The sequence below is a fragment of the Actinoplanes xinjiangensis genome (assembly GCF_003148685.1).
Classification (GTDB): Bacteria; Actinomycetota; Actinomycetes; order Mycobacteriales; family Micromonosporaceae; genus Actinoplanes; species Actinoplanes xinjiangensis.
Genome location: NZ_QGGR01000018.1, coordinates 36,843 through 61,122, shown reverse-complemented (window position 1 = coordinate 61,122; position 24,280 = coordinate 36,843). Strand labels below are relative to the sequence as shown.

The following is a 24,280-nucleotide window of genomic DNA, read 5'->3' as shown; positions in this document are numbered from 1 at the left end:
GCCGCAACGGCCGCCGACCGGGCGTACGCCGATGCCGAGCGACGAGACGGACAGCACCCACCTGCTGCCGAGGCAGTCCGCGTACAGCGCGTACAGCGTGCTGGCCGGGCCGGCCGAACAGGCGCCGGAGGACGGCGGGCCGTACCGGGTGCGGATGCGGCGGCTGGCCCGCCGGCGTCCGATCCGGACACTGCTCATCACGCTGTTCGCCTTCGCCTTCGAGAGCACGTTCTTCGGCTGGCTGGTCACCTCGATCGAGATGCCCGACCACGACCTGCACACCATCCTCTACCTGGCCACCGGCTTCATGATCGTGGCAACCGCGGCGATCGAGCTGTTCCGGCTGGTCAACGTCGTGACGCTGTGCTTCGCGACGCTCTGGGCGCGGGACCCGCAACCGGTCGTCCCGGACACCTCCCTGCGGATCGCGTTCCTGACCACCATCGTGCCCGGCAAGGAGCCGGTCGAGATGGTGGAACGCACGCTGCGGGCCGCCCGGCAGATCCGCTACGACGGCCACTACGACGTGTGGCTGCTCGACGAGGGTGACGACCCGGTGGTCCGGCTGATGTGCCGGCGGCTCGGGGTGCGCCACTTCACCCGGCACGGCAACCCCGAGCTCAACACGGACCAGGGCTGTTACAAGGCGCGGACCAAGCACGGCAACTACAACTCCTGGCTGACCACACACGGATCCGGGTACGACGTGTTCGTCTCGGTCGATCCGGACCACGTGCCCGCCCCGAACTTCTGCGAGCGGTTGATCGGCTACTTCCGGGACCCGGACGTGGCGTTCGTGGTCGGGCCGCAGATCTACGGCAACTACGACAACCGGGTGACCCGCTGGGCCGAGTCGCAGCAGTACCTCTTCCACGCGCTGTTGCAGCGGGCCGGCAACCGCCGGGGCATCGCCATGCTGGTCGGCACGAACAACGCGGTCCGGATCTCGGCACTCCAGCAGATCGGCGGCCTCCAGGACTCGATCACCGAGGACATGGCCACCAGCGTGGAGATCCACGCGGCCCGCAACCCGGCGACCGGCCGGCGCTGGACCTCGGTCTACACGCCGGACGTACTGGCCGTCGGCGAGGGCCCGTCCTCGTGGACCGACTACTTCACCCAGCAGCACCGCTGGTCGCGGGGCACCGACGAGGTGGTGGTCCGCCGGTTCGCCGCACTGCTGCCACGGCTCGGCCCGGCCCGCGCGCTGCAGTACGGGCTCCTCATGTCGTACTACCCGCTGACCGCGCTGGCGTGGCTGCTCGGGGCGCTGAACGCGGCCTGCTTCCTGCTGCTCGGCGCGAAGGGCGTACAGGTGCCCGCCGAGGTCTGGCTGATGCTCTACGTGGACGCCGCGCTCTTCCAGGTCGGTCTCTACCTGTTCAACCGGCGGCACAACGTCAGCCCGCACGAGAAGTCCGGGTCGTCGGGCCTGGCCGGGATGCTGGCCTCCACCCTGTGCACCCCGGTCTACGTGTCGTCGTTCCTCTCCGCGGTGCTGCGCCGTCGGTCCGGTTTCGTGGTGACCCCGAAGGGCGACTCGACCAGTCCGGACCGGCTCGCCACGTTCGCGCCGGGCCTGCGCTGGGCCGCCCTCTACGCCGCGTTGCTGACCTTCTCGCCGTTCGTCGACCACGTCGACCCGGCCATGTACGCCTGGCCCGCCCTGAACCTGGCGATCTGCCTCACCCCGGTCACGTTGTGGCTGTTCCGCAGCAGAAAGGAGACGTCGGCATGAAGCCGCACTCGCGTCCCTCCCCGGCCCGGCGGCTGATGAGTGGTCTGGTCACGCTGGTGGTGCTGGCGGTGGTGGTGATCGCGAACCGGCCGATGGTCGCGGTCGCCGGCGAGGCCCTGCACGCGTACCAGATCAACCGTCAGTCCTACAAGGAACGTCACGGCCACTGGGCCCGCCTGCCGGTCCCCCGCGGTTTCAAGGTCAACGCCATTCACGCGGCGCTGCTGCACACCGGCAAGGTGCTGATCATCGCGGGCAGCGGCAACAACAAGGACGCGTTCGAGGCCGAGTCGTTCCGGACCGTGCTCTACGACCCCCGCGACGACGAGTTCACCGAGGTGCCGACGCCGACCGACGTGTTCTGCGCGGGCCACACCTTCCTGCCGGACGGCAAGTTGCTGGTGGCCGGCGGCACGAAGTCGTACGAGGTGCTCGAGGCGGACGTGGAGCACGCGGCCGGGGTGATGAAGTTCAAGAACGAGTCACCGGACGGCGGCCCGCGGGTCTTCCCGAAGGGCACCCGCCTGCTCTCGGCCACCGGCGAGGTCTACCGGACCCGGTCGAAGGTGACCGTCCCGGCCGCGCGCAAGATGGCCCACCACGGCCAGATCATGGTGCACGCCGGCGAGGCCGAGGTGTGGGCCGACGCGGTGGCCAAGGGCGACCGGCCGGTCGTCGACAGCCCCGCCCAGTACCGGATCGAGGGACTGACCGGCACCGACGCCCGCAACCTCTACGGCATCGCCGAGAAGATCACCCGCGAGAAGCAGGAGTACGGCGGCGACCGCACGTCCTACGAGTTCGACCCGCTGACCGAGCGCTACGTCCGCACCGGGAACATGCGCGACCACCGCTGGTACCCGACCCTGATCGGGCTGACCGGTGGTGACGTGATCGCGGTCTCCGGGCTGGACCAGTTCGGCCGGATCCTGCCCGGGCGCAACGAGCGGTACCTGCCGGCGCAGCGCCGCTGGGTGGCCGCGCCGGAGCTGAAGCGCTACTTCCCCACCTATCCGGGCCTGCACCTGATGGCCGACGGCCGGGTCTTCTACTCCGGCTCCAACTCCGGGTACGGCTCGGACACCGAGGGCCGCACGCCCGGCCTGTGGGACGTCGAGCGCAACACCTTCCAGCCGGTGCCCGGGCTGCGGGACGCCGGGATGAACGAGACCAGCTCATCGGTGCTGCTGCCGCCGGCCCAGGACCAGCGGGTGATGATCCTCGGTGGCGGCGGGATCGGTGAGTCCGAGGAGTCGACGGCGCGGACCGGGATCGCCGACCTGGACGAGCCGGACCCGCGGTACCAGCCGGGCCCGGATCTGCCGAGGCCGGCCCGCTATCTGTCGACCGTGGTGCTGCCCGACGACACGGTTCTCACCACCGGCGGCTCGTCGGGGTACCGCGGTGGGCCGTACCGGGGTCAGCCGCGCAGCGACCTGTTCAACTCGCAGATCTACCACCCGCGCCAAAACGTGTTCGAGACGGCGGCCGAGTCGACGGTCGGCCGCAACTACCACTCCGAGGCGATCCTGCTGCCGGACGGCCGGGTGATCACCATGGGAGGTGACCCGCTCTACGACCGGACCGGGAAGAACGCCGGCACCTTCGAGAAGCGGATCGAGATCTACAGCCCGCCGTACCTGTTCCAGGGCGACCGTCCGGTGATCACCGGCGGCCCGGTCGCGGTGGACCGGGGTGGCGCGGCGGTGTTCGGCACCCCGGACGCGAACCGGATCGTCTCGGCCCGGCTGCTGCGGCCCAGCGCGGTCACCCACGTCACCGACGTGGACCAGCGGTCGGTGGCCCTCGGGCTGCGCAGCCTCGGGAACGCCGTCGAGGTGACGGTGCCGGAGAAGTCCGGTGTCGTACCGTCCGGGTGGTACATGCTGTTTCTCATGAACGAGAAGGGCGTACCGTCGGTGGCCCGCTGGGTGCGGGTGCGCTGAGACCGATGGCACGGCACCGCTACCGGAGAGGGCGCCGGGCGCGCCTGCTCGCCCTGCTGCTCGGCGTCACCACCGCCGCCGCCGTCGCGCTGGCGCACGACCCGGCGGAACCGGCACCGCTGCGGACCCCGCCCGCCGCCCGGCCCGTCGCCGGCCTCTACCTCGACCCGGGCGGGCTCGCGCCGCGCTACCTGCGCAATCTCCGCAAGTCGGGACGGCACCGGGAGGCCGCGGTGATCCGGCGGATCGCCGACCAGCCGGCCGCGACCTGGTTCACCGACGCACGGCCCGGGTTCGCCGACCGGGCCCGCCGGCTGGTCACCGCGGCGAGCACGACCGGGAGGGTGCCGGTCGTGACGCTCTACTTCATTCCGCACCGGGACTGCCGGCAGTACTCGGCAGGCGGCGCGCGCAGCGCACAGTCGTACCGCAATTGGATCTCCTCGATGGCCGGCGCGATGCGCGGGCACCGCGCCATGGTGATCCTGGAACCGGACGCGGTCGCCCAGGCCGTCTCGGGATGTCTCGGGCCGCGGGCCGCGGCGGCGCGCTACACCCTCCTCGCCCACGCGGTCGACACCCTGCGGGCCCAACCGGGCGTCGCGGTCTACCTCGACGCCGGTCACCCCGGATGGGTCTCCGCGGCCCGGATGGCGCCGGCACTGCGGCGGTCCGGCGCCACCCGCGCCCGCGGCTTCGCCCTCAACGTCGCCAACTTCCACACCACCGACACCAATCTGCGGTACGGAACAGAGCTGTCCCGCCTGCTCGCCGGCCGGCACTTCGTCGTCGACACCAGCCGCAACGGCAACGGCCCGGCCCGCCGGGGCAGGGGTGACCGGCTCTGGTGCAATCCGCCCGGACGACGGCTCGGCCACGTCCCGACCCTGCGTACCGGACGGGAACTCGTCGATGCGTACCTCTGGGTGAAACGTCCCGGAGAGTCGGACGGCGCCTGCGGCGGCGGCGCTCCCCCCGCAGGTCAGTGGTACCCCGCCTATGCGCGGTCGCTGACCGGGTCATGAGACTCTTGACTCAATTCACCCCCTGACCGGGGTACGCCGATAACATCGGCGAAGTCGGGACAGCGCCGTCCTGGAGCCATCCGAGCGAAGGAGCGCCCGATGTCCGACGAGCCTGCCCACCTCGACCTGGAGGGTCCCGACGCAGCACTACGCGCCGACATCCGCCGGATCGGCACGCTGCTCGGTCAGACCCTGGCCCGTCAAGAGGGCCGTCCCCTTCTCGACCTGGTCGAGGAGATCCGTGCCCTGGTCCGGCAGGACGCCCCGGCCGCCGCCGACCGGCTCTCCGCCATGGACATCACCACCGGCACCAAGCTGGCCCGGGCCTTCTCCACCTACTTCCACCTGGCGAACATCACCGAGCAGGTGCACCGCGCCCGTGACCTGCAGCGCCGCCGGGCCAGGAACGGCGGCTGGCTGGACCAGGCCGCCAAGCAGATCGCCGAGAAGGGTGTGCCGGCCGACGAGATCGCCGCCGCCGCCCGTCGCCTCGCGATCCGCCCCGTCTTCACCGCGCACCCCACCGAGGCCGCCCGCCGCTCGATCCTGTCGAAGCTGCGCCAGGTCGCCGACTCGCTCGACGCCGAGTCCGCGGCCGCCGCCCTCTACGGCGCCACCGACACCACCGTCTCCACCAAGCGGTTCGCCGAACTCATCGACCTGCTCTGGCAGACCGACGAGCTGCGCCTCGACCGGCCGGACCCGACCGACGAGGCCCGCAACGCGGTCTACTACCTGAAGGATCTGTACGCCGAAGCGGCCCCGCAGGTGCTCGACGACCTCGCCGACACGCTGCGCCGCCTCGGTGTGGAGACCGCACCCACGTCGAAGCCGCTGACCTTCGGCTCGTGGATCGGCGGCGACCGCGACGGCAACCCGTTCGTCACGCCGACCGTCACCCGCGAGGTGCTGCTCATCCAGCATGAGCACGGTATCCAGGCCACCGAGAAGGCGATGGACAAGCTGATCGACGAGCTGTCCGTCTCCCGGCGGCTGCGCGGCGTCTCCCTCGACCTGTCCGCCAGCCTCGCCCAGGACCTCGACACCCTGCCCGAGATCGCGCAGCGGTTCCGCCGGGTCAACGCCGAGGAGCCGTACCGTCTGAAGGTGCGGGCGATCAAGGCGAAACTCGCCAACACCCGGGCCCGGCTGGTCAGCAACACCCCGCACGTGCCCGGCCGCGACTATCTGGGCAGCGCCGAGCTGATCTCCGATCTGGAGCTGATGCGCGCCTCGCTGGCCCGCAACTCCGGCCAGCTCTCCGCCGTCGGGGTGGTCGCCACCGCGATCCGGCAGGTGTCCGCGTTCGGCCTGCAGCTCGCCACGCTTGACGTCCGCGAGCACGCCGAGAAGCACCACGAGGTGCTCCAGCAGATGTACGCGCAGGTCGGTGAGGTCGACGACTACGCCACCCTGGACCGGGTCTCCCGGACCAAGTTGCTGGCCGCCGAACTGACCGGGCGCCGGCCGCTGTCGAACATCGACACCCCGCTCACCGACTCGGCCCGCAAGACGTTCGACGTGTTCCACACCATCCGCGAGTCCCAGGCCCGGTTCGGTGACGACGTCATCGAGTCGTACATCATCTCGATGACCCTCGGCGTCGACGACGTGCTCGCCGCGGCCGTGCTGGCCCGCGAGGCCGGCCTCGTCGACATCCACACCGGCCGCGCCCAGGTCGACATCATCCCGCTACTGGAGACCCCGGCCGAACTCGACGCCGGCGGCGACCTGCTCGACGAGATGCTCTCCATCCCGGCCTACCGGGAGATCGTCCGCGCCCGCGGCGACGTGCAGGAGATCATGCTCGGCTACTCGGACTCCAACAAGGAGGCCGGGATCACCACCAGCCAGTGGCGCATCCACAAGGCACAGCGGTCGCTGCGTGACGTCGCGGCCCGGCACGGCGTCCGGCTCCGGCTCTTCCACGGCCGCGGCGGTACGGTCGGGCGCGGCGGCGGCCCCACGCACGAGGCGATCCTGGCGCAGCCGTACGGCACGCTGGACGGCGCGATCAAGGTGACCGAGCAGGGCGAGGTCATCTCCGACAAGTACACGGTGCCCGCCCTGGCCCGGGAGAACCTGGAACTCACGGTCGCGGCCGTACTCCAGGCGACGCTGCTGCACACCAACATCTCCGTCGACCCGGTCCGCCTCGAGGTGTGGGACTCGGTCATGGACACGGCCTCGGACGCGGCGTTCACCCGCTACCGTTCGCTGGTCGAGGACCCCGACCTGGCCGCCTACTTCTGGGCCGCCACCCCCACCGAGTTGCTCGGCGCCCTCAACATCGGCTCCCGCCCGGCCAAGCGCCCCAACGCCGATGCCGGCCTGAGCGGCCTGCGCGCCATCCCGTGGGTGTTCGGCTGGACCCAGACCCGGCAGATCGTCCCCGGCTGGTTCGGTGTCGGCACCGGCCTGGCCGCCGTCCGCGCCGCCGGCCTCGGCAACGAACTCGACGCCATGCACGAGAACTGGCAGTTCTTCCGCACGTTCCTGTCGAACGTCGAGATGATGCTGGCCAAGACCGACCTGTCGATCGCCCGCCGCTACGTGGAGACGCTGGTCCCCGAAGACCTGCACCACATCTTCACCACGATCGAGCAGGAGTACGCGCTGACCGTCCAGGAGGTGCTGGCCATCACCGGCGGCACCGAGTTGCTGGCCTCGCAGCCGGAACTCAACCGCACGCTGGGCGTCCGGGACACGTACCTGGAGCCGCTGCACCACCTCCAGGTGGCGCTGCTGCGCCAGTACCGGGAACTCGGCGAGGCCGGTCGCCAGATGCCGACGGCGCCGGGCGCCCGCCGGGGCCCGTCGGACTCGACGGCCCTGGAGCGGGCGCTGCTGACCACGGTCAACGGCATCGCCGCCGGCATGCGCAACACCGGCTGATCCATTCCGCAGCGCAGACGGCGGGGCCCACACCGAAACCGGTGTGGGCCCCGCCGCTTGGTTCGGCAACGAACCGAAGAATCTTGGTGGTTGCCGACGGGTGCCGTCGGCGTACTAGCTCTTGTAGATGAGCTTCCCCTCCGGGGCATCCGCATCCACGAGTTCACGAACGACCAGCGAGAGGCACGCGACGAAGCTCTCCTCCGAAAGGACGAAAACGCGAACCTTCCGCGCCCACGACCGCCCGGCGACCCCGGCGAAGGAAAGCACCTCGGACCGCAGCGACTGGTCCGCCTCGGCCACGGTCAGCGAGTCGTACTCGGACTTCAGCTTCACCCCGAGCACCCCGAAGAACCTCAGGCTGGTCACCCGACCCGAACCGGCCGGTCCTCGAATCTCGAGCTCCGAGTGACCGATGACGTAACGCCGGGGCTGGAACCTCCCAGGCAGCACCAGGGCAGCCTGGGAGCCAGTCGACGAGTCATCAATCAAAGGGATTGTCCACTTCTTCGTTGTTCCGATAGAACTTCGTGCGAGCCAGGGCATTCGGATTACTGCTCACCAGATGCAATTCCCAAGCCGTGACGTGCTCACCGGCCTTGGGATTGATGCCGGCTCCCATCGCGGCGAACTCGCGTGGGTGATCGATCCCGTCGAGGTTGAAGTGGATCGTCGTCTTTCCGTCCTTCACGTACTCCTTGAGTTCCTCTACGAAGTCCTCGCCGCCCGAGGGCCAGTCCCAGTACGCGTCAGCACCGGTGTCGTCCGCGAACTCCTCCAGGGGCCGTCCGTCGCGCGGGGGAGTACGCATACCCAGTGCGATACCACAGTTGTGGACGAGCACCGGGACCTGGTCGGCCAACACATAGTACGTGTGAATGTCGGCGATGGTCAGGTTGTGGACACGCGCTTCGTCGTCGTAGTGCCGAACCGCGGTGATCTGGACCTGTGTCCCGGCACTGGTCCGCAGCCATTGCCGCGAGGAGAGTTTCTCCGCGTCGACCCATTCGGAGAGGGCCGGCACCCAGAAGGGATGGTTGTGGGTGGCGGTGATGGTGGCGGTCTCGTCGCCGCGGTCGCCGTCGGTGTCGATGGTGATGTCGACGAGCTTCTTGGCGCCCTCGCCGACGATGGTCGCGGCGATGGGCTTGGCGGCGGTGATGTTGCCGATGGGGTCGGTGGCCAGAACCTGGTCACCGACTGCGAGCTGCTCGATGGGTCGGCTGGTGCCATCGGAGAGCAGGACCCTGGTTCCTGGCAGGAAGCTGTTGTCGTCAGGGCAGCTCTCTTCCTGATCTTTGTCTTTCTTCTTTTTCTTCTTATCCTTCAGCTGCTTGTCGAGCTTCTTCCATTTGCGGTAGATGTCGTAGAGGCGTTTGCCGTTGGCGGGGATTCCCAGCCCCGGAACAAGCGCGACGATCTCGGTGACCACGCATTCCCAGTCTTTCTGGAACGCGCAGATGATCGCGCCGACCGCGTCGCAGGGCTCCCACACGACACCACACGCGGCGAGGCCTCCCTGAAGCGCCAGAGGCAGTGCCTGCTCGCAGGCCTCGACGTCGACGAAGTCGTCACAGGTCCGTCCGCCCTGCTGGAAACTGTCCAGGAACAACTGGTCGTAACAGGGCGCGTCCTCCAGGAACGGAATCTTCCTGGAATAGCACGGCGGGTCCAGTTTGCCCTTGGAATCGCGATACGACTCGGCCGCACGCTGCTCGGCGATCCGCTTCTCGACCGCGGCGCTGAACGCCCGGGCAGCAGCGTCCCAAGCCGCAGCGGAATCCTGCTCAGCCTCCAGAGCGGCCTTGCGTGCCACATCCGCGGATTCCTGTGCCTCCTTGGCCGAATCCGCGGCCCGAGCGGCGGAATACTGCGCATGCCGGGCCGACGCCTCAGCGCTCTGAGCCGCAGCCGCAGCGTCAGCCGCGGCCTTGCGGGCGGCCTGCGCCGACGCGGCCGCCTGGTCGGAGGAGTTCTTGGCCTGCAACCAGTAGCCGTTGGCCTGCGCCGCGGCGTCCGCAGCCTCCTTAGCCGACGCCTCGGCACGCTTCTTGGCCAGATCCGCCTGCGCCGCGTCGTTCTTCGCCTGCGCCGCAAGCCTGGCCGCCGTCGCCGCATCACTGCGGGCCAGCGCCGCGAAACGCGCCGCCTCGGTCACATACCGCTTCGCCGTCTGCGCGTGCGCGGCAGCTGACTGATCACGCTGAGCGGCCTTGAACTGACCGATCTTCAGGAACGCCTCACGGTAGGACGACGGACCGTCCAAGGCGATGTTCGCCGCGGCCCGCACCTCAGGACCACCGGTACGAGCAAGTTCCCCCACCGCGATCCGGGTGTCGTGCTCAGCCGCCACATACTGCCCGCTGCGCAGGAACTCGTGCGCGTCCGCGCCGGTGCCGTCCAGAGCCTTGTTACCGGCCGCGATCATCGCCGGCCCACCGGTCCTGATCAACTCACCGATCGCGGCCCGATCCACGTGGATCTTGCCCGGATACTGCTGCGTCTTGAGGAAACGCACCACATCAGCGTGCGTACCGGCCAACGCCTTCAACGCCGCATCCCGATGCGGCTGACTGATACCGGCCTCGGCCAGCACCGTGACCCGCTCACGATCATCCTGCTCCGCCGCGACCAACCGGCCACCGGTCAACCACTTACGCAGCAGCACATCACTGGTCAGCGCTTCATGCGCGGCGGTCTTGCTCCACGTTCCCACACCGTCCATCACCCGCATCGCCGCCCGCCGGCCACGATCCAGGACCACCTCCGCCGCGGCATTCGCCGCGGTCGCCTCGGCCAGCAACCGGACCGTCTCCGCATCCAGACGCTCCACCTGCGGAATGTCGTCGGGGGTCGGTTTCGGCTGCTGCTTCTCAAGCGCCGCCGCATCACGGGCGGCCTGCATGGCCTGATCGGTGTCCAACCGCAACCGCTCGGCATCCAGATCACGAGCGGTCTGCTCAACAGTCGCCGCCGTCGCCGCCGCCGTCGTGGCGACCTTCGCCGCAGCATCAGCCTCCGCAGCATGAGCCGCGGTCTCCCTCGCCAGATCCGCAGCCTGACCAGCATGATCAGCAGCAAGCCTCGCCGCCGCAGCCGCCCGCCGCGCATGCCCCGCCGCATCGATGGCCGCCGCATGAGCCTGCCGCGCCGCAACAGCAGCCCGGCCCGCCCACTTCTCAGCCTCCGCCAACGCCCGACGCGCCTGCGCCGCATACGCCTTCGCCCGATTCGCCGCCGCACGCGCCTTATCGGCCTCCGCCTGCGCCAGATGCGCCTCACCACCAGCGGCATCAGCCGCACCACCAGCGGCATCCGCATTCTCCGCAGCACTCACCGCCGACATCGCCGCGGTGATCGCCTCCTGAATCGCCGTCACCGACTGCACCGCAGCCGTGCCCGCATCCTCAGCAGTCTGCGCAGCAGCGTCCGCCTCCTCCGCAGCCTTACGCGCATCCCCCGCGGACTGACGATCCTTCAACGCCGCGTTCGCCTTACCCCGCGCCTCAGCAGCCTTGTTCGCCGCCCGAACCGCCGCCGCCGACGCAGCCGAAGCAGCATTCGACGCCACCCGCGCAGCCTTGATCGCCTCCCGCGCCGCCCCGATCGCCTCCCGCGCCGCCGCAGCAGCACGATCAGCAGCATCCGCAGCACGCTTAGCCGCATGAGCAGCCCGCTGCGTCGACTCCTTCGCCTCAGCAGTCTCCTTGGCCGCCAACTGCGCCGCCTTGTTCGCCGCCGCCGCCGCCTCGTTCGCCTTCTTCGCCGAGACCTGCGCCCGCTGCGTCGCCTGCCGCGTCTGCTGCTGCGCAGCCCGCGCCTGCTCCGTCAACTGCGCCAGCGTCGCGATCTCCTCATCACGCGCCTGCGCCACATACTGCCCATACCGAAGAAACTCACGAACATCCTCGGCAGTACCGTCCAAAGCAGCACTACCCGCCGCCTGCACGATCGGCCCACCCGCCTGCATGATCATGCCGACCTCAATACGGTCATCATGAGCACGCGTCGACGCCAACCCGGTGGCCAGGAACTCCCCGATCGCCTCATCACCGGCGTCCAGAGCCTGATTGCCCTTCTCCACCGTGACCGGCCCACCAGCACGAATCGCATCACCCACCCGGATCCGCTCATCATGCAACCACGCCCGGTCGAAGCCGTAGTCGAGGAATTTCTGCACGTCATCCGGGGAGCCCGCCAGCGCGGCAGTGGCCGCGGCCGCCACCGCCGGCCCATCAGCAGCCATCAACTGACCGACGAGGATCCGATTGTCCTGAACGAACGCCGCATCCCAGTCACGGTCCACGAACCGTTCCAAGTCGGCATCCGAACCCAACAGCGCCGCCCGCGCCGCCGCCTGCACCGACGGCCCACCCAACCGCGCCGCATCAGCGATTCGGGCTCGGGTGTCCCGCAGGTTGACGGCAGGGTCGGCCGCTTCGGCACGGCCCGGCGCCACCGGGGTCAGCAGCGCGCAGGCCAACCCCGCCACCGCGAGCAACCGCACTCTCGATCTCCAGGCCCTCCGGCCATGAGGTCTCACTACTAGCTTCTCCTGTCTCGATGACAATCGACAGCACCTTGCGGTCGGGGCTGATCGGAGCAATGCGACGTTCGAGCCGGACGGCTCTGACGGGTGCGCATACGAAAGTGGCCCGTGCGTGCCTCGCAGCGATTGCCGGGCGCCTTCACGGCAGTCGGGCCGGAGCCGGGACCAGGTTCACAGTCGGGGGAGCGACGATCTGTGCCCCGCCGCGTCAGTGGCCCGCGGAGGTGCCGTGAGATTCCGAGCGTCGTTCATCGCCATCCCCCGATGCCGTTGCATGACTCGTCACAAGGCACGAGGGAGAGGCGAAGTCGGAACGTGCGCATGCATGCGCCGTCCTACACCGTCGGTCCCCCGTAGACCGAGCAGAGCCAAACCATAGATGGATGCCACGGTGAAGTAAATCGATACGCTGTGACGTCGGTTACCGCAGCGCCACGGTGCGACCTTCCTAACAACGGTCAATGGCATCGCCGCCGCTCTACGCAACATCGGCTCATCAGACGGACCGAGGCCCCGCACCGGATTCCGGTGCGGGGCCTCGTTTGCACGTGCGGTCAGAGGATCCGAGGGAACGCGGTGAGGGTCCAGCCGGAGCCGAACTTGTGCCGGGTGCCGCTCGCGAGGAGCGTGTTGTCGGCCGAGACGTCGCCGGTCGAGGCCCATCCGTACAGCTCACCGGCGGTGTTCTGGTTGAGGATGTCCTGCTTGCCGTCACCGTTGAAGTCGCCGAGGATGATTCGCGGGTACGCGGCCTGGGTCCAGCCGCCACCGGCGATCCGCGACGGGCCGGCGAACATCAGGTTGTCGCCGGACAGGTTGCCGGTGGACGCCCAGACGCGCAGCAGACCGGTCGAGTCCTGCCGGATGATGTCGGTCCGTCCGTCGCCGTTGAAGTCGCCGGTCAGGATCCGCGGGATGTTCGTGGTGGTCCAGCCGCCGCCGACGATCCGGACCGGTCCCGGGAACAGCTTGTTGTCGGCCGACAGGTCGCCGGACGACGCCCAGGCCCGCAGCAGGCCGGTCGAGTCCTGGCCGATGACGTCGGTGCGGCCGTCGCCGGTGAAGTCACCGGTGAGGATCCGCGGGATGTTCGTGGTCGTGAAGGCGGTACCGACGACCACACCCGAGCCCGGGAACAGGACGCCGCCCGACAGGTTGCCGGTCGAGCCCCACACCTTCAGCTGGCCGCTGGCGTTCTGGGCGAGAAGGTCCGTACGTCCGTCGCCGTTGAAGTCACCGGTCAGCAACCGCGGGAAGCTCGTGGTCGAGAAGCCGGTGCCGACGATCCGGGCGGCCCCGGTGAACAGTTTGCTGTCGGCCGACATGTCGCCGGTCGACGGCCAGGCCCGCAGCTGTCCGGTCGAGTCCTGGCCGATGATGTCGGCCTTGCCGTCGCCGTTGAAGTCGCCGGTGAGGATCCGCTGGATGTTGCTCGTGGTCCAGCCGCCGCCGACCAGACGCGAGGCGCCGTTGAACAGCCCGGAGTCCGCGGCCATGTTGCCCTTGGAGTACCAGCCCTGCAGGTCGCCGTCGTTGTTCTGGTGGATGATGTCGGACTTGCAGTCGCCGGTGAAGTCAGCCGTGTAGACGACGGCACCGGTCTGGGCGGTCGGGACCGCCGTGCCCTCGGCGTTGCAGGTGTTCACCGCGATGCCCCGGATCCAGCCGGACAGGTCGTCGACCCGAGTCTCCTCCGCTCCAGACTCGGCGACCTCCCCCGCGTCCAGGCAGCCGCGCTGGGTGGACGTGTGGTGCACCGCGACGAGCTCGACGGTGCTGCCACTGCCGCGCAGCGCCGGCCCGCCGGAGTCACCCTTGCAGGTCGTCACGCTCGCCGTGTCGGTTCCTGCGACGCTCAGGGTGGCGGCACCGACCGTCTCCACGCTGACGGTTCCGGCGTGTTTCCGGGCAGAGATCCAATCGGTGGCGGTACGGCCGTAGCCGACCAGTTGCAGCACCTCACCGGCGGCCGGCGCCGTGGTGGCGAGAGGCACCGGCGCGATGTCGGCGACCGGCGTGAGCAGGCGCACCAGCGCGAGGTTGCGGTCCGGATGCGGTACGACCCAGGTGGCAACGATCGACCGGCCGAGCGTCACGGTCGTCGGCTGGGCCGGGGCGCCCGCGGCGGTCTGACCGAAGCACGTGCTCGCCGTCAGCACCCACGACGGCGCCACGAGCGCACCGGTGCAGGCCCTGCCGAAGCCGGGTGCACCCACGTTGACCCTGGCAGTAAAGGTATGGACGTCGTCGGCCACCGTGTCACCGGTGACGGCTCGGGCGGCCGCGCCGCCGAGCAGACCGGCCACTATCACCGTGGCGGAGACACCCGCCACGGTGATGCGGCGAGAACCTTGGGAGGACATCGGACTCATCCTTTCGCGCCCGTGCGGAAGCACCGCACCTCCACGTGACACGGGAGGTGCGGCGCTCCTGCACAGACAGAAGACTGGGACTGTCGGCGGACCGGCGCAGCGCAACCGGACATCGACGAAACCGCCATTGATCGAGCCCGATCATATACAGAGGCGGATTCAGCAGTGTGCCCTTGCGACATGACCGGGCGACGGGTGACGTTCCCTGCCGGTGGCCCTGCCGCGCCCGTGTCATGACCTGAGCGGGTCGGCATGCCCGGATGGCGGCCTGCGCACCGGTTCGAGCATCATGGCCTCCATGGATGCCACTCCGGAGACGCCTGAGGCTGAAGAGCCTGCCGTGCCCATCGCGATCGAGGCGGGGTCTCGGGATACGGAACTCGGGGAACCGTTCTCGACACTGAGAATGGCCGACCGGGCGGTGGAGCAGGGCGACTATACGGCTGCGATCGAGTTTTACGCATCGATCTCGGCAGAGTACTCGTCGGCGGCTCGGCAGGCCACGCTCGATGAGAGTCGGCAACATGCCGTCTACGAGGCGCACCTCGGGTATCTCAACGCGCTGGCCCACGCCGGGCGACTCGACGAGCTTGCCGCCCTCGCGGAAACCGACAATCAGGCGCGTCGACGTCTCGATCATCAGCTTTATCACGAGGGGCGCGCGGACGACCTACAGGCGCGGGCGGTGAAGGGTGACAGGAGCGCGCTCTATCTTCTCATCCATCTCTTACGCGCCCGAGGCGAGGACGATAGGGCCCGCCAAGCAGTCCAGGACCTCGCCCCCGACAACAAGCACGCGCGCAAACTCGCGTTCGGCGTGCCCCCCGGGCCTTGGCCGCCGAGCGATCCGCCCGCATGGGGCGACGAAGCCTGAGTTGTACGGCTCCGGCGTTTGGTGGCCGACTCCAGGCAGACCCGGCTCGGCCTCTAGCGCCCTCCGGGGTGGGGCTGAACGCCGACGTGCCCTGTTCCTTGACAGGAACAAGGCACGTGGCGCTCAAATGGTGACCGGGTTACATCACGGCCACGCGGGAGGAGTCGTTCCGGCCGGTGGCTCGAGGTATTTCTTGCCCACGTTGCCGTTCCAACTGGTCTCCGAATAATTATATGCGTGGATATCCTGGGCGGTCCTGATTATGATGATCTTGTTGGTGTCATCGTAGGTCACCCAGTTACCGGTGTTGTTGTCGACGTGGGTCCACTTTCTCGGCTGTCGGAGGTAGCGAGCCGTCGCCTTGGCATCTTTGCCGATGTTGTTCAACGCGTGCGTCGTCTTACCTTTGTTGTATTCATCGATCATGTACTCAACGCCTTGCACCACACGCGGACCGTAGACGGTGTCGATATCGTCCAGCTCGTCTTCGTCTTTGCACCATTTATCCGCGTTATGGACCAGGACCGGCACGTCGCCAGCGAGCACGTAATAGGTGTGGATGTCGGCGATGGTCAGGTTGTGGACACGGGCTTCAGCGCCATAGCGCTTGATCGCCGCGATCTCGAAGTGGGTTCCGGCACTGGTCCGCAGCCATTGCCGCGAGGAGAGTTTCTCCGCGTCGACCCATTCGGAGAGGGCCGGCACCCAGAAGGGATGGTTGTGGGTGGCGGTGATGGTGGCGGTCTCGTCGCCGCGGTCGCCGTCGGTGTCGATGGTGATGTCGACGAGCTTCTTGGCGCCCTCGCCGACGATGGTCGCGGCGATGGGCTTGGCGGCGGTGATGTTGCCGATGGGGTCGGTGGCCAGAACCTGGTCACCGACTGCGAGCTGCTCGATGGGTCGGCTGGTGCCATCGGAGAGCAGGACCTTGGTACCGGGCAGGAAGCTGTTGTCGTCAGGGCAGCTCTCTTCCTGATCTTTGTCTTTCTTCTTTTTCTTCTTATCCTTCAGCTGCTTGTCGAGCTTCTTCCATTTGCGGTAGATGTCGTAGAGGCGTTTGCCGTTGGCGGGGATTCCCAGCCCCGGAACAAGCGCGACGATCTCGGTGACCACGCATTCCCAGTCTTTCTGGAACGCGCAGATGATCGCGCCGACCGCGTCGCAGGGCTCCCACACGACACCACACGCGGCGAGGCCTCCCTGAAGCGCCAGAGGCAGTGCCTGCTCGCAGGCCTCGACGTCGACGAAGTCGTCACAGGTCCGTCCGCCCTGCTGGAAACTGTCCAGGAACAACTGGTCGTAACAGGGCGCGTCCTCCAGGAACGGAATCTTCCTGGAATAGCACGGCGGGTCCAGTTTGCCCTTGGAATCGCGATACGACTCGGCCGCACGCTGCTCGGCGATCCGCTTCTCGACCGCGGCGCTGAACGCCCGGGCAGCAGCGTCCCAAGCCGCAGCGGAATCCTGCTCAGCCTCCAGAGCGGCCTTGCGTGCCACATCCGCGGATTCCTGTGCCTCCTTGGCCGAATCCGCGGCCCGAGCGGCGGAATACTGCGCATGCCGGGCCGACGCCTCAGCGCTCTGAGCCGCAGCCGCAGCGTCAGCCGCGGCCTTGCGGGCGGCCTGCGCCGACGCGGCCGCCTGGTCGGAGGAGTTCTTGGCCTGCAACCAGTAGCCGTTGGCCTGCGCCGCGGCGTCCGCAGCCTCCTTAGCCGACGCCTCGGCACGCTTCTTGGCCAGATCCGCCTGCGCCGCGTCGTTCTTCGCCTGCGCCGCAAGCCTGGCCGCCGTCGCCGCATCACTGCGGGCCAGCGCCGCGAAACGCGCCGCCTCGGTCACATACCGCTTCGCCGTCTGCGCGTGCGCGGCAGCTGACTGATCACGCTGAGCGGCCTTGAACTGACCGATCTTCAGGAACGCCTCACGGTAGGACGACGGACCGTCCAAGGCGATGTTCGCCGCGGCCCGCACCTCAGGACCACCGGTACGAGCAAGTTCCCCCACCGCGATCCGGGTGTCGTGCTCAGCCGCCACATACTGCCCGCTGCGCAGGAACTCGTGCGCGTCCGCGCCGGTGCCGTCCAGAGCCTTGTTACCGGCCGCGATCATCGCCGGCCCACCGGTCCTGATCAACTCACCGATCGCGGCCCGATCCACGTGGATCTTGCCCGGATACTGCTGCGTCTTGAGGAAACGCACCACATCAGCGTGCGTACCGGCCAACGCCTTCAACGCCGCATCCCGATGCGGCTGACTGATACCGGCCTCGGCCAGCACCGTGACCCGCTCACGATCATCCTGCTCCGCCGCGACCAACCGGCCACCGGTCAACCACTTACGCAGCAGCACATCACTGGTCAGCGCTTCATGCGCGGCGGTCTTGCTCCACGTTCCCACACCGTCCATCACCCGCATCGCCGCCCGCCGGCCACGATCCAGGACCACCTCCGCCGCGGCATTCGCCGCGGTCGCCTCGGCCAGCAACCGGACCGTCTCCGCATCCAGACGCTCCACCTGCGGAATGTCGTCGGGGGTCGGTTTCGGCTGCTGCTTCTCAAGCGCCGCCGCATCACGGGCGGCCTGCATGGCCTGATCGGTGTCCAACCGCAACCGCTCGGCATCCAGATCACGAGCGGTCTGCTCAACAGTCGCCGCCGTCGCCGCCGCCGTCGTGGCGACCTTCGCCGCAGCATCAGCCTCCGCAGCATGAGCCGCGGTCTCCCTCGCCAGATCCGCAGCCTGACCAGCATGATCAGCAGCAAGCCTCGCCGCCGCAGCCGCCCGCCGCGCATGCCCCGCCGCATCGATGGCCGCCGCATGAGCCTGCCGCGCCGCAACAGCAGCCCGGCCCGCCCACTTCTCAGCCTCCGCCAACGCCCGACGCGCCTGCGCCGCATACGCCTTCGCCCGATTCGCCGCCGCACGCGCCTTATCGGCCTCCGCCTGCGCCAGATGCGCCTCACCACCAGCGGCATCAGCCGCACCACCAGCGGCATCCGCATTCTCCGCAGCACTCACCGCCGACATCGCCGCGGTGATCGCCTCCTGAATCGCCGTCACCGACTGCACCGCAGCCGTGCCCGCATCCTCAGCAGTCTGCGCAGCAGCGTCCGCCTCCTCCGCAGCCTTACGCGCATCCCCCGCGGACTGACGATCCTTCAACGCCGCGTTCGCCTTACCCCGCGCCTCAGCAGCCTTGTTCGCCGCCCGAACCGCCGCCGCCGACGCAGCCGAAGCAGCATTCGACGCCACCCGCGCAGCCTTGATCGCCTCCCGCGCCGCCCCGATCGCCTCCCGCGCCGCCGCAGCAGCACGATCAGCAGCATCCGCAGCACGCTTAGCCGCATGAGCAGCCCGCTGCGTCGACTCCTTCGCCTCAGCAGTCTCCTTGGCCGCCAACTGCGCCGCCTTGTTCGCCGCCGCCGCCGCCTCGTTCGCCTTCTTCGCCGAGACCTGCGCCCGCTGCGTCGCCTGCCGCGTCTGCTGCTGCGCAGCCCGCGCCTGCTCCGTCAACTGCGCCAGCGTCGCGATCTCCTCATCACGCGCCTGCGCCACATACTGCCCATACCGAAGAAACTCACGAACATCCTCGGCAGTACCGTCCAAAGCAGCACTACCCGCCGCCTGCACGATCGGCCCACCCGCCTGCATGATCATGCCGACCTCAATACGGTCATCATGAGCACGCGTCGACGCCAACCCGGTGGCCAGGAACTCCCCGATCGCCTCATCACCGGCGTCCAGAGCCTGATTGCCCTTCTCCACCGTGACCGGCCCACCAGCACGAATCGCATCACCCACCCGGATCCGCTCATCATGCAACCACGCCCGGTCGAAGCCGTAGTCGAGGAATTTCTGCACGTCATCCGGGGAGCCCGCCAGCGCGGCAGTGGCCGCGGCCGCCACCGCCGGCCCATCAGCAGCCATCAACTGACCGACGAGGATCCGATTGTCCTGAACGAACGCCGCATCCCAGTCACGGTCCACGAACCGTTCCAAGTCGGCATCCGAACCCAACAGCGCCGCCCGCGCCGCCGCCTGCACCGACGGCCCACCCAACCGCGCCGCATCAGCGACACGCGCCCGAACGTCCATCACATTGACGGCGGGCTCGGCCGCTTCGGCACGGCCCGGCGCCACCGGGGTCAGCAGCGCGCACGCCAACCCCGCCACCGCGAGCAACCGCACTCTCGATCTCCAGGCCCTCCGGCCATGGCCTCCCATTAAATTTCCTCCTGGTCTCATGGCATTCGACAGCCCGCGATCGGGGCCGATCAGTCAATGTGGTGTTCGCGCGGCACGGCGCCGGCAGTCCCGAACATGAGGAGAACGCTGATGCAGCCGAACCTCCCGGCCACACCACCGCGGCTGGCGGCCCGATTGTCGAGGCAGTCCCGCCCTACCTGCGGCCGGGATGATCATCGTCAGATTTCGTTACGCGGCAGACGGCGGGGAACCCGCTGAGTGGCGGTTAGGCCGTAGCCGAGAAGCGTGAATCTCCGGCCCGACGCCATAACGGTGGTCCGCACCTGGGGACCGTCGGTTCCGGCCACAGCCTGCGCCGGCACCACAGCGGCGGCGGACACCACGACCGTTGGTCCGGCGATGCCGGTCGACCGCCGCGAGATTCCCCGCGCCATTTCTTGTCCGCCCCCCGACGTGTTGGATGTGTCACCACAAGGCACGCGGGTAGCTGAAGCCGAACGCACGCATGGCTGCGCCGTCCGACACCATCGATCCCCCGTAGACCGAGCAGAGCCAAACCATAGATCGATGCCACGGCGAAGTAAATCGACACCCTGTGATGTCCGTTACCGCGGCGGCGCGGCCGGCCGCGCCGCGCAACAGCGCGGAACGTGTCCCCTGGGGCTCGACGCAATGGCGCCCAGGTCGGCGGAGGACGGCTCGTCGGGGGTGTTTCCCGCTGATCCCACCAGCGGCCCCGTTGGCACGCTTGACCTTGACCTATCCCTGAGGCAGGAACCGACGCGCGCCGCGCCGACCATGTCTCGCCTTCGGCGACGATCACCTGATCCACTTCTCGAGCCATGCGTGCAACGGGTGCCGGCTACGCCTGGGAGCGCAGCTCCAGGAGAGTCGCGGGCTCGAAGACCGCCCACCTGTCCTCCGGCACAGTGACCGGGGTCTGGGTCACTCCGTCGTCAGTCACCTTCGCCTCAACCGAGTGGTCGGCGTCGAGGTCGCGCAGCTGATATGCGTCCTCCAACACCAGTGCCAGGTATCCCTGCGCGCCGCGGAACGCAAAGCAGAACTCGTCGTCGCGGACGTAACTACGGACGCGGAGCAGACCCGAGCCACCGTTGGCGCACTCGACCAGCGTGATGTTTCCATCGCCCTTGATCAGTCTGATCCCTTCCACAGCATCGCCGGCGGGGTATGAGTAGTCCTCGACCAGCGACGAAGGCACGTCTTCGGCCTCCGCGGCCGAGCCGGCTTGGGCAAAGGTCAGGACGCCAGCGGCAAGGACCGCTGCGGCACCGATCCACGGCAGAAACTTCAAAGGATCTCTCCGTTCAGAAAGGAGTGACGTTCTCTGGAAAGCTGCGGTGCGCCAGACCGGGTTGACGCAGATCCGGCGCACCGCACGGCGATTCCCGAAGGATCAGTCGCGAGGACCGAAGCGGATGGGGTCGGACCAGTCGATCGCCTTGTTGTCGCGGACGGTGAAGAACAGCAGCGCGCCCGTACTGTCCTTGGCGAGGATCCCGGCACGGGTCTCCTGGCCCAGGACGATCGGGGTCACATTGCTGCGGTTCGCCCATCCGGTTCCGGCGCCGGCGTCCACGCCCGGGCCGAACTGGGTGCCGGCCGCGGTGCCCGGGTAGATGTTCACGGCGCCGGTCGACGTGACGACGGTGAGCAGGTCGTCGTAGTCGTCGTTGTTGACGCTGCCGAGGGTGACCTCCTTGCAGCAACCCCAGCCGGTGCCGTAGACGACAGCCGCGCTGAAGTTGCCACCCGTCGCGTTGCCCTTGTACAGCAACAGCTGCTGGGTCGAGCTCTTCACCACGAGCAGGTCGTCGTACTGGTCACGGTCGACCTTGCCGATCGCCACGTCACGCAGATCCGTGGACCAACCCGAACCGATCTGCACCCGGGCTCCGAAGACCCCACCGGCAGCGGTACCCGGGTACAGCCACTGGGTGTTGGTCGACGTCTCGATGACCACCAGATCGTCGTACGCGTCCCGGTTGACGTTGCCGACCGCGAACTCGCGCATGCCCGCCCAGCCGGTGCCGATCTGCACGCGCGGGCCGAAGGTGTTCGCGGCGGTTCCGGGGTGCAGCCACAGCACGCCGGCGCCGTCGGTGCCGATGACGTCGGTGTACGCGTCCCGGTTGAACTTGCCGGTGACCAAATTGTTCAGGTCGGACGGCTGCGGGGTGTAGATCCGGCCGCTGGGCTGGATGCGGGCCGCCCATCCGGCGGTCGCCGTGCGCGCGTGCAGCCAGGTACGCCCGGTCGCCGAGTCGATGCCGATGAGGCCCTGCATGCCGGTGCCGTCGACGGTGCCCTTGGCCAGGTAGGAGGCGTAGTTCCAGCCGGTTCCGGCGCCGGCGTCGACGCCCGGGCCGAACTGGGTGCCGGCGGCGGTGCCCGGGTAGATGGTCATCGCGCCGGTGGAGGTGACGACGGTGAGCAGGTCGTCGTAGTCGTCGTTGTTGAACTTGCCCACGTTCAGCTGCTTGCAGCAGCCCCAGCCGGAGCCGTAGACGACAGCCGCGCTGAAGTTGCCACCGGTCGCGTTGCCCTTGTACAGCAACAGCTGCTGGGTCGAGCTCTTCACCACGAGCAGGTCGTCGTACTGGTCACGGTCGACCTTGCCGATCGCCACGTCACGCAGATCCGTGGACCAACCCGAACCGATCTGCACCCGGGCCCCGAACACACCACCGGCAGCGGTACCCGGGTACAGCCACTGGATGTTGGTCGACGTCTCGATGACCACCAGATCGTCGTACGCATCCCGGTTGACGTTGCCGACCGCGAACTCGCGCATGCCCGCCCAGCCGGTGCCGATGCGAACCCGGTCGCCGTAGGCGTTGCGGGTCTTCGTCCCCGGGTGGAGCCACAGGTTGCCGGAGGCGTCGGCGGCGATCAGGTCCTCGATGCCGTCCCGGTTGAACTCGCCGGTGACCGGCTCGCGCAGGCCGTCGGGCACGGTGGCGACACCGGCCCGGATCCAGTCCGACAGATCATCGGTACGGGCTTCGAAAGCACCCTCCCGGGTCTCCGACTCGCCGAGGCACCCGTTCTGCCAGGACGTGTCGCTGATGCCCAGGAGCTGCGGGGCACCGGTGGTCTCACGGAACGCCGGTCCACCCGCGTCGCCCTTGCAGAGGGTCGCGCCGCTGGCGGCACCGCTCACCGCGAACGCGTCCGCGGTCACCGCGCCGACGGTGAACTCGCCGGCGTGCATCCGGGTCGGCACCCAGACGTTGTTGGTCCGGCCGTACCCGGCGATACGCAGGGTCTCGCCCTCGACCGGCGCGCCACCGTCCAGCGCCACCGGCGTGACGTTCTTGACCGGCGCGGACAGCTCCGCGAGGACGATGTTGCGGGTGGGATGCGGCGTCACCGACACCACGGACAGCCGGTGCCCGGTCACCGCCTCCAGGTTGGCGCGACCGAGAACGACGGTCGTCGGCTTGGTCGGCGCACCGGCCGCCACCTGGCCCACGCCCTCGGCGAAGCAGGACTTCGCGGTCACGATCCACCGTGCGTGCACCAGTGCACCGGTGCAGCTGTTGACGTCACCGAAACTGACTTTGGCAACGAAGGGCAGGGCGCCGTCCGGCACCTCCTGCGCGCCGGCCACCGCCTGCGCCGTCCCACCGCCGAGGAGACCGACCGTGACGCCTGCTACGAGCAGGCCGGCTCCCCATGAACGCTTACGTCTGCGCATCTCTCTCCCCGTGTCTCAACTGACATGCCGCAGCTGGAGACGACGGAGATTCGTCGGCCCCGGCCGAATAGTAGTGAAGATCCTCGATTGAATGGGGGTGAACACCACCGGTCGGCGAGATTAACCGATCGACAGCGATCGTGAAGACCATGTGGGTGAACAGGTAATCCACCGATCACCGCACCAGCACACACCATCGAAGGCGAAACACATCTGGCAGTATGTGACAGCGATCACGCTCCAGCGATATTCATGCCGATGAGGGAAGGCTTCCACGGGGGCGGCTCGGCGTGGTGCACGCGGGCCAACGCCAGGCGCCCCGCACCTGAACTCGGTGCGGGGCGCCACCAAATGACCCTCGTCGATCAACGCGGACCACTACGGCCTTGGTGCGCTAACCCTCTCGAGTTGCCCGACCACCCTCAGGCGCGAGAACGGATTTCCACGAGGGTGGCGGGCTCAAGGACCGCCCACCGGTCAGTTGGAACATCGATCGGCTCCTGTGCGACGCCATCGTCGATCACCTTCGCCTCGACCGATCGGCTCGCATCCAGGTCGCGCAACTGGTACGCGTTCTCGAGCTCGAGCGCCAGGAAGCCCTGAGCACCACTGAGCTGGAAGCAGAACTCGTCATCCCGTACATAGCTGCGGACCCGAAGCAGGCCGGCACCGCCGTTGACGCATTCGACCAGCATGATGTTCCCATCACCCTTGATCAGTTTGATGCCGGGAACAGCGTCCCCGGCCGGGTAGGAGTAGTCCTCTACGAGCGACGTCGGCACGGCGTCCACCTCCGCCGCCGAACCGGCTTGGGCGAAAGTAAGGACACCCGCCGCGATTACTGAAGCAGCACCGACCCAAGGCAGGATTTTCAAGGAATTCTCCAGATAGTCAATCGAACAGATTCATGGAATTCGGTGTTGCGGCCATCGGAGCAGGTTGACCCTGATCCGA

At 68.5% G+C, this 24,280-nt stretch carries 12 protein-coding genes; 5 read left to right on the top strand and 7 right to left on the bottom strand.

The window, feature by feature from the left end:
* Positions 1 to 31 precede the first annotated feature (31 nt).
* The 4 genes from BC793_RS32410 (at position 32) to ppc (ending at position 7,604) form a co-directional block, all read left to right on the top strand.
* Positions 32 to 1,738, top strand: a complete 1,707-nt coding sequence (locus tag BC793_RS32410; protein WP_109599504.1) for a glycosyltransferase family 2 protein — start codon at positions 32 to 34, stop codon at positions 1,736 to 1,738.
* On the top strand, positions 1,735 to 3,684 hold the full coding sequence (gene glxA / locus BC793_RS32405) for a radical copper oxidase GlxA (protein ID WP_109599502.1): 1,950 nt from the start codon (positions 1,735 to 1,737) through the stop codon (positions 3,682 to 3,684). Before BC793_RS32410 ends, glxA begins: the two co-directional genes overlap by 4 nt.
* A gap of 5 nt (positions 3,685 to 3,689) precedes the next feature.
* Positions 3,690 to 4,709, top strand: a complete 1,020-nt coding sequence (locus tag BC793_RS32400; protein ID WP_109599500.1) for a glycoside hydrolase family 6 protein — start codon at positions 3,690 to 3,692, stop codon at positions 4,707 to 4,709.
* Positions 4,710 to 4,808: 99 nt separating this feature from the next.
* Positions 4,809 to 7,604: a phosphoenolpyruvate carboxylase gene (gene ppc, locus BC793_RS32395; protein ID WP_109599498.1), complete on the top strand. Its 2,796-nt coding sequence runs from the start codon at positions 4,809 to 4,811 to the stop codon at positions 7,602 to 7,604.
* A 114-nt stretch (positions 7,605 to 7,718) separates the two neighbouring features.
* Here ppc and BC793_RS32390 read toward each other — a convergent pair whose 3' ends face one another.
* From BC793_RS32390 to BC793_RS32380, 3 genes are all read right to left on the bottom strand, one after another.
* On the bottom strand, positions 7,719 to 7,973 hold the full coding sequence (locus BC793_RS32390) for a hypothetical protein (RefSeq protein ID WP_146246526.1): 255 nt from the start codon (positions 7,971 to 7,973) through the stop codon (positions 7,719 to 7,721).
* Positions 7,974 to 8,088: 115 nt separating this feature from the next.
* Positions 8,089 to 12,111, bottom strand: a complete 4,023-nt coding sequence (locus BC793_RS32385) for a polymorphic toxin-type HINT domain-containing protein (protein WP_146246525.1) — start codon at positions 12,109 to 12,111, stop codon at positions 8,089 to 8,091.
* A gap of 596 nt (positions 12,112 to 12,707) precedes the next feature.
* Positions 12,708 to 14,516, bottom strand: coding sequence for an FG-GAP-like repeat-containing protein (locus BC793_RS32380; protein WP_109599492.1), 1,809 nt, complete (start codon positions 14,514 to 14,516; stop codon positions 12,708 to 12,710).
* A gap of 307 nt (positions 14,517 to 14,823) precedes the next feature.
* On the opposite strand from BC793_RS32380, the gene BC793_RS32375 reads away from it, so the two are divergent.
* Positions 14,824 to 15,399: a hypothetical protein gene (locus BC793_RS32375; RefSeq protein WP_146246524.1), complete on the top strand. Its 576-nt coding sequence runs from the start codon at positions 14,824 to 14,826 to the stop codon at positions 15,397 to 15,399.
* 144 nt (positions 15,400 to 15,543) lie between these two features.
* On the opposite strand, the gene BC793_RS32370 is transcribed toward BC793_RS32375, so the two are convergent.
* The 4 genes from BC793_RS32370 to BC793_RS32355 form a co-directional block, all read right to left on the bottom strand.
* On the bottom strand, positions 15,544 to 19,587 hold the full coding sequence (locus tag BC793_RS32370) for a polymorphic toxin-type HINT domain-containing protein (protein ID WP_158319425.1): 4,044 nt from the start codon (positions 19,585 to 19,587) through the stop codon (positions 15,544 to 15,546).
* Between the two features lie 880 nt (positions 19,588 to 20,467).
* The gene (locus BC793_RS32365; protein WP_109599486.1) at positions 20,468 to 20,920 is read right to left on the bottom strand and encodes a hypothetical protein; all 453 of its coding nucleotides are present in this window, start codon (positions 20,918 to 20,920) and stop codon (positions 20,468 to 20,470) included.
* Between the two features lie 102 nt (positions 20,921 to 21,022).
* Positions 21,023 to 23,326, bottom strand: a complete 2,304-nt coding sequence (locus BC793_RS32360) for a S1 family peptidase (protein WP_109599485.1) — start codon at positions 23,324 to 23,326, stop codon at positions 21,023 to 21,025.
* 422 nt (positions 23,327 to 23,748) lie between these two features.
* Entirely contained in the window at positions 23,749 to 24,201 is a 453-nt protein-coding gene (locus BC793_RS32355; protein ID WP_146246523.1) for a hypothetical protein, read from the bottom strand.
* Positions 24,202 to 24,280: the final 79 nt, after the last annotated feature.

Excerpts from the sequence above, each read along its gene's own strand:
- BC793_RS32400 (WP_109599500.1), top strand. The coding sequence starts at position 3,690 with ATGGCACGGCACCGCTACCGGAGAGGGCGCCGGGCGCGCCTGCTCGCC.
- BC793_RS32375 (WP_146246524.1), top strand. The coding sequence starts at position 14,824 with ATGGATGCCACTCCGGAGACGCCTGAGGCTGAAGAGCCTGCCGTGCCC.
- BC793_RS32410 (WP_109599504.1), top strand. The coding sequence starts at position 32 with ATGCCGAGCGACGAGACGGACAGCACCCACCTGCTGCCGAGGCAGTCC.
- glxA (WP_109599502.1), top strand. The coding sequence starts at position 1,735 with ATGAAGCCGCACTCGCGTCCCTCCCCGGCCCGGCGGCTGATGAGTGGT.
- ppc (WP_109599498.1), top strand. The coding sequence starts at position 4,809 with ATGTCCGACGAGCCTGCCCACCTCGACCTGGAGGGTCCCGACGCAGCA.
- BC793_RS32360 (WP_109599485.1), bottom strand. The coding sequence starts at position 23,326 with ATGCGCAGACGTAAGCGTTCATGGGGAGCCGGCCTGCTCGTAGCAGGC.
- BC793_RS32380 (WP_109599492.1), bottom strand. The coding sequence starts at position 14,516 with ATGTCCTCCCAAGGTTCTCGCCGCATCACCGTGGCGGGTGTCTCCGCC.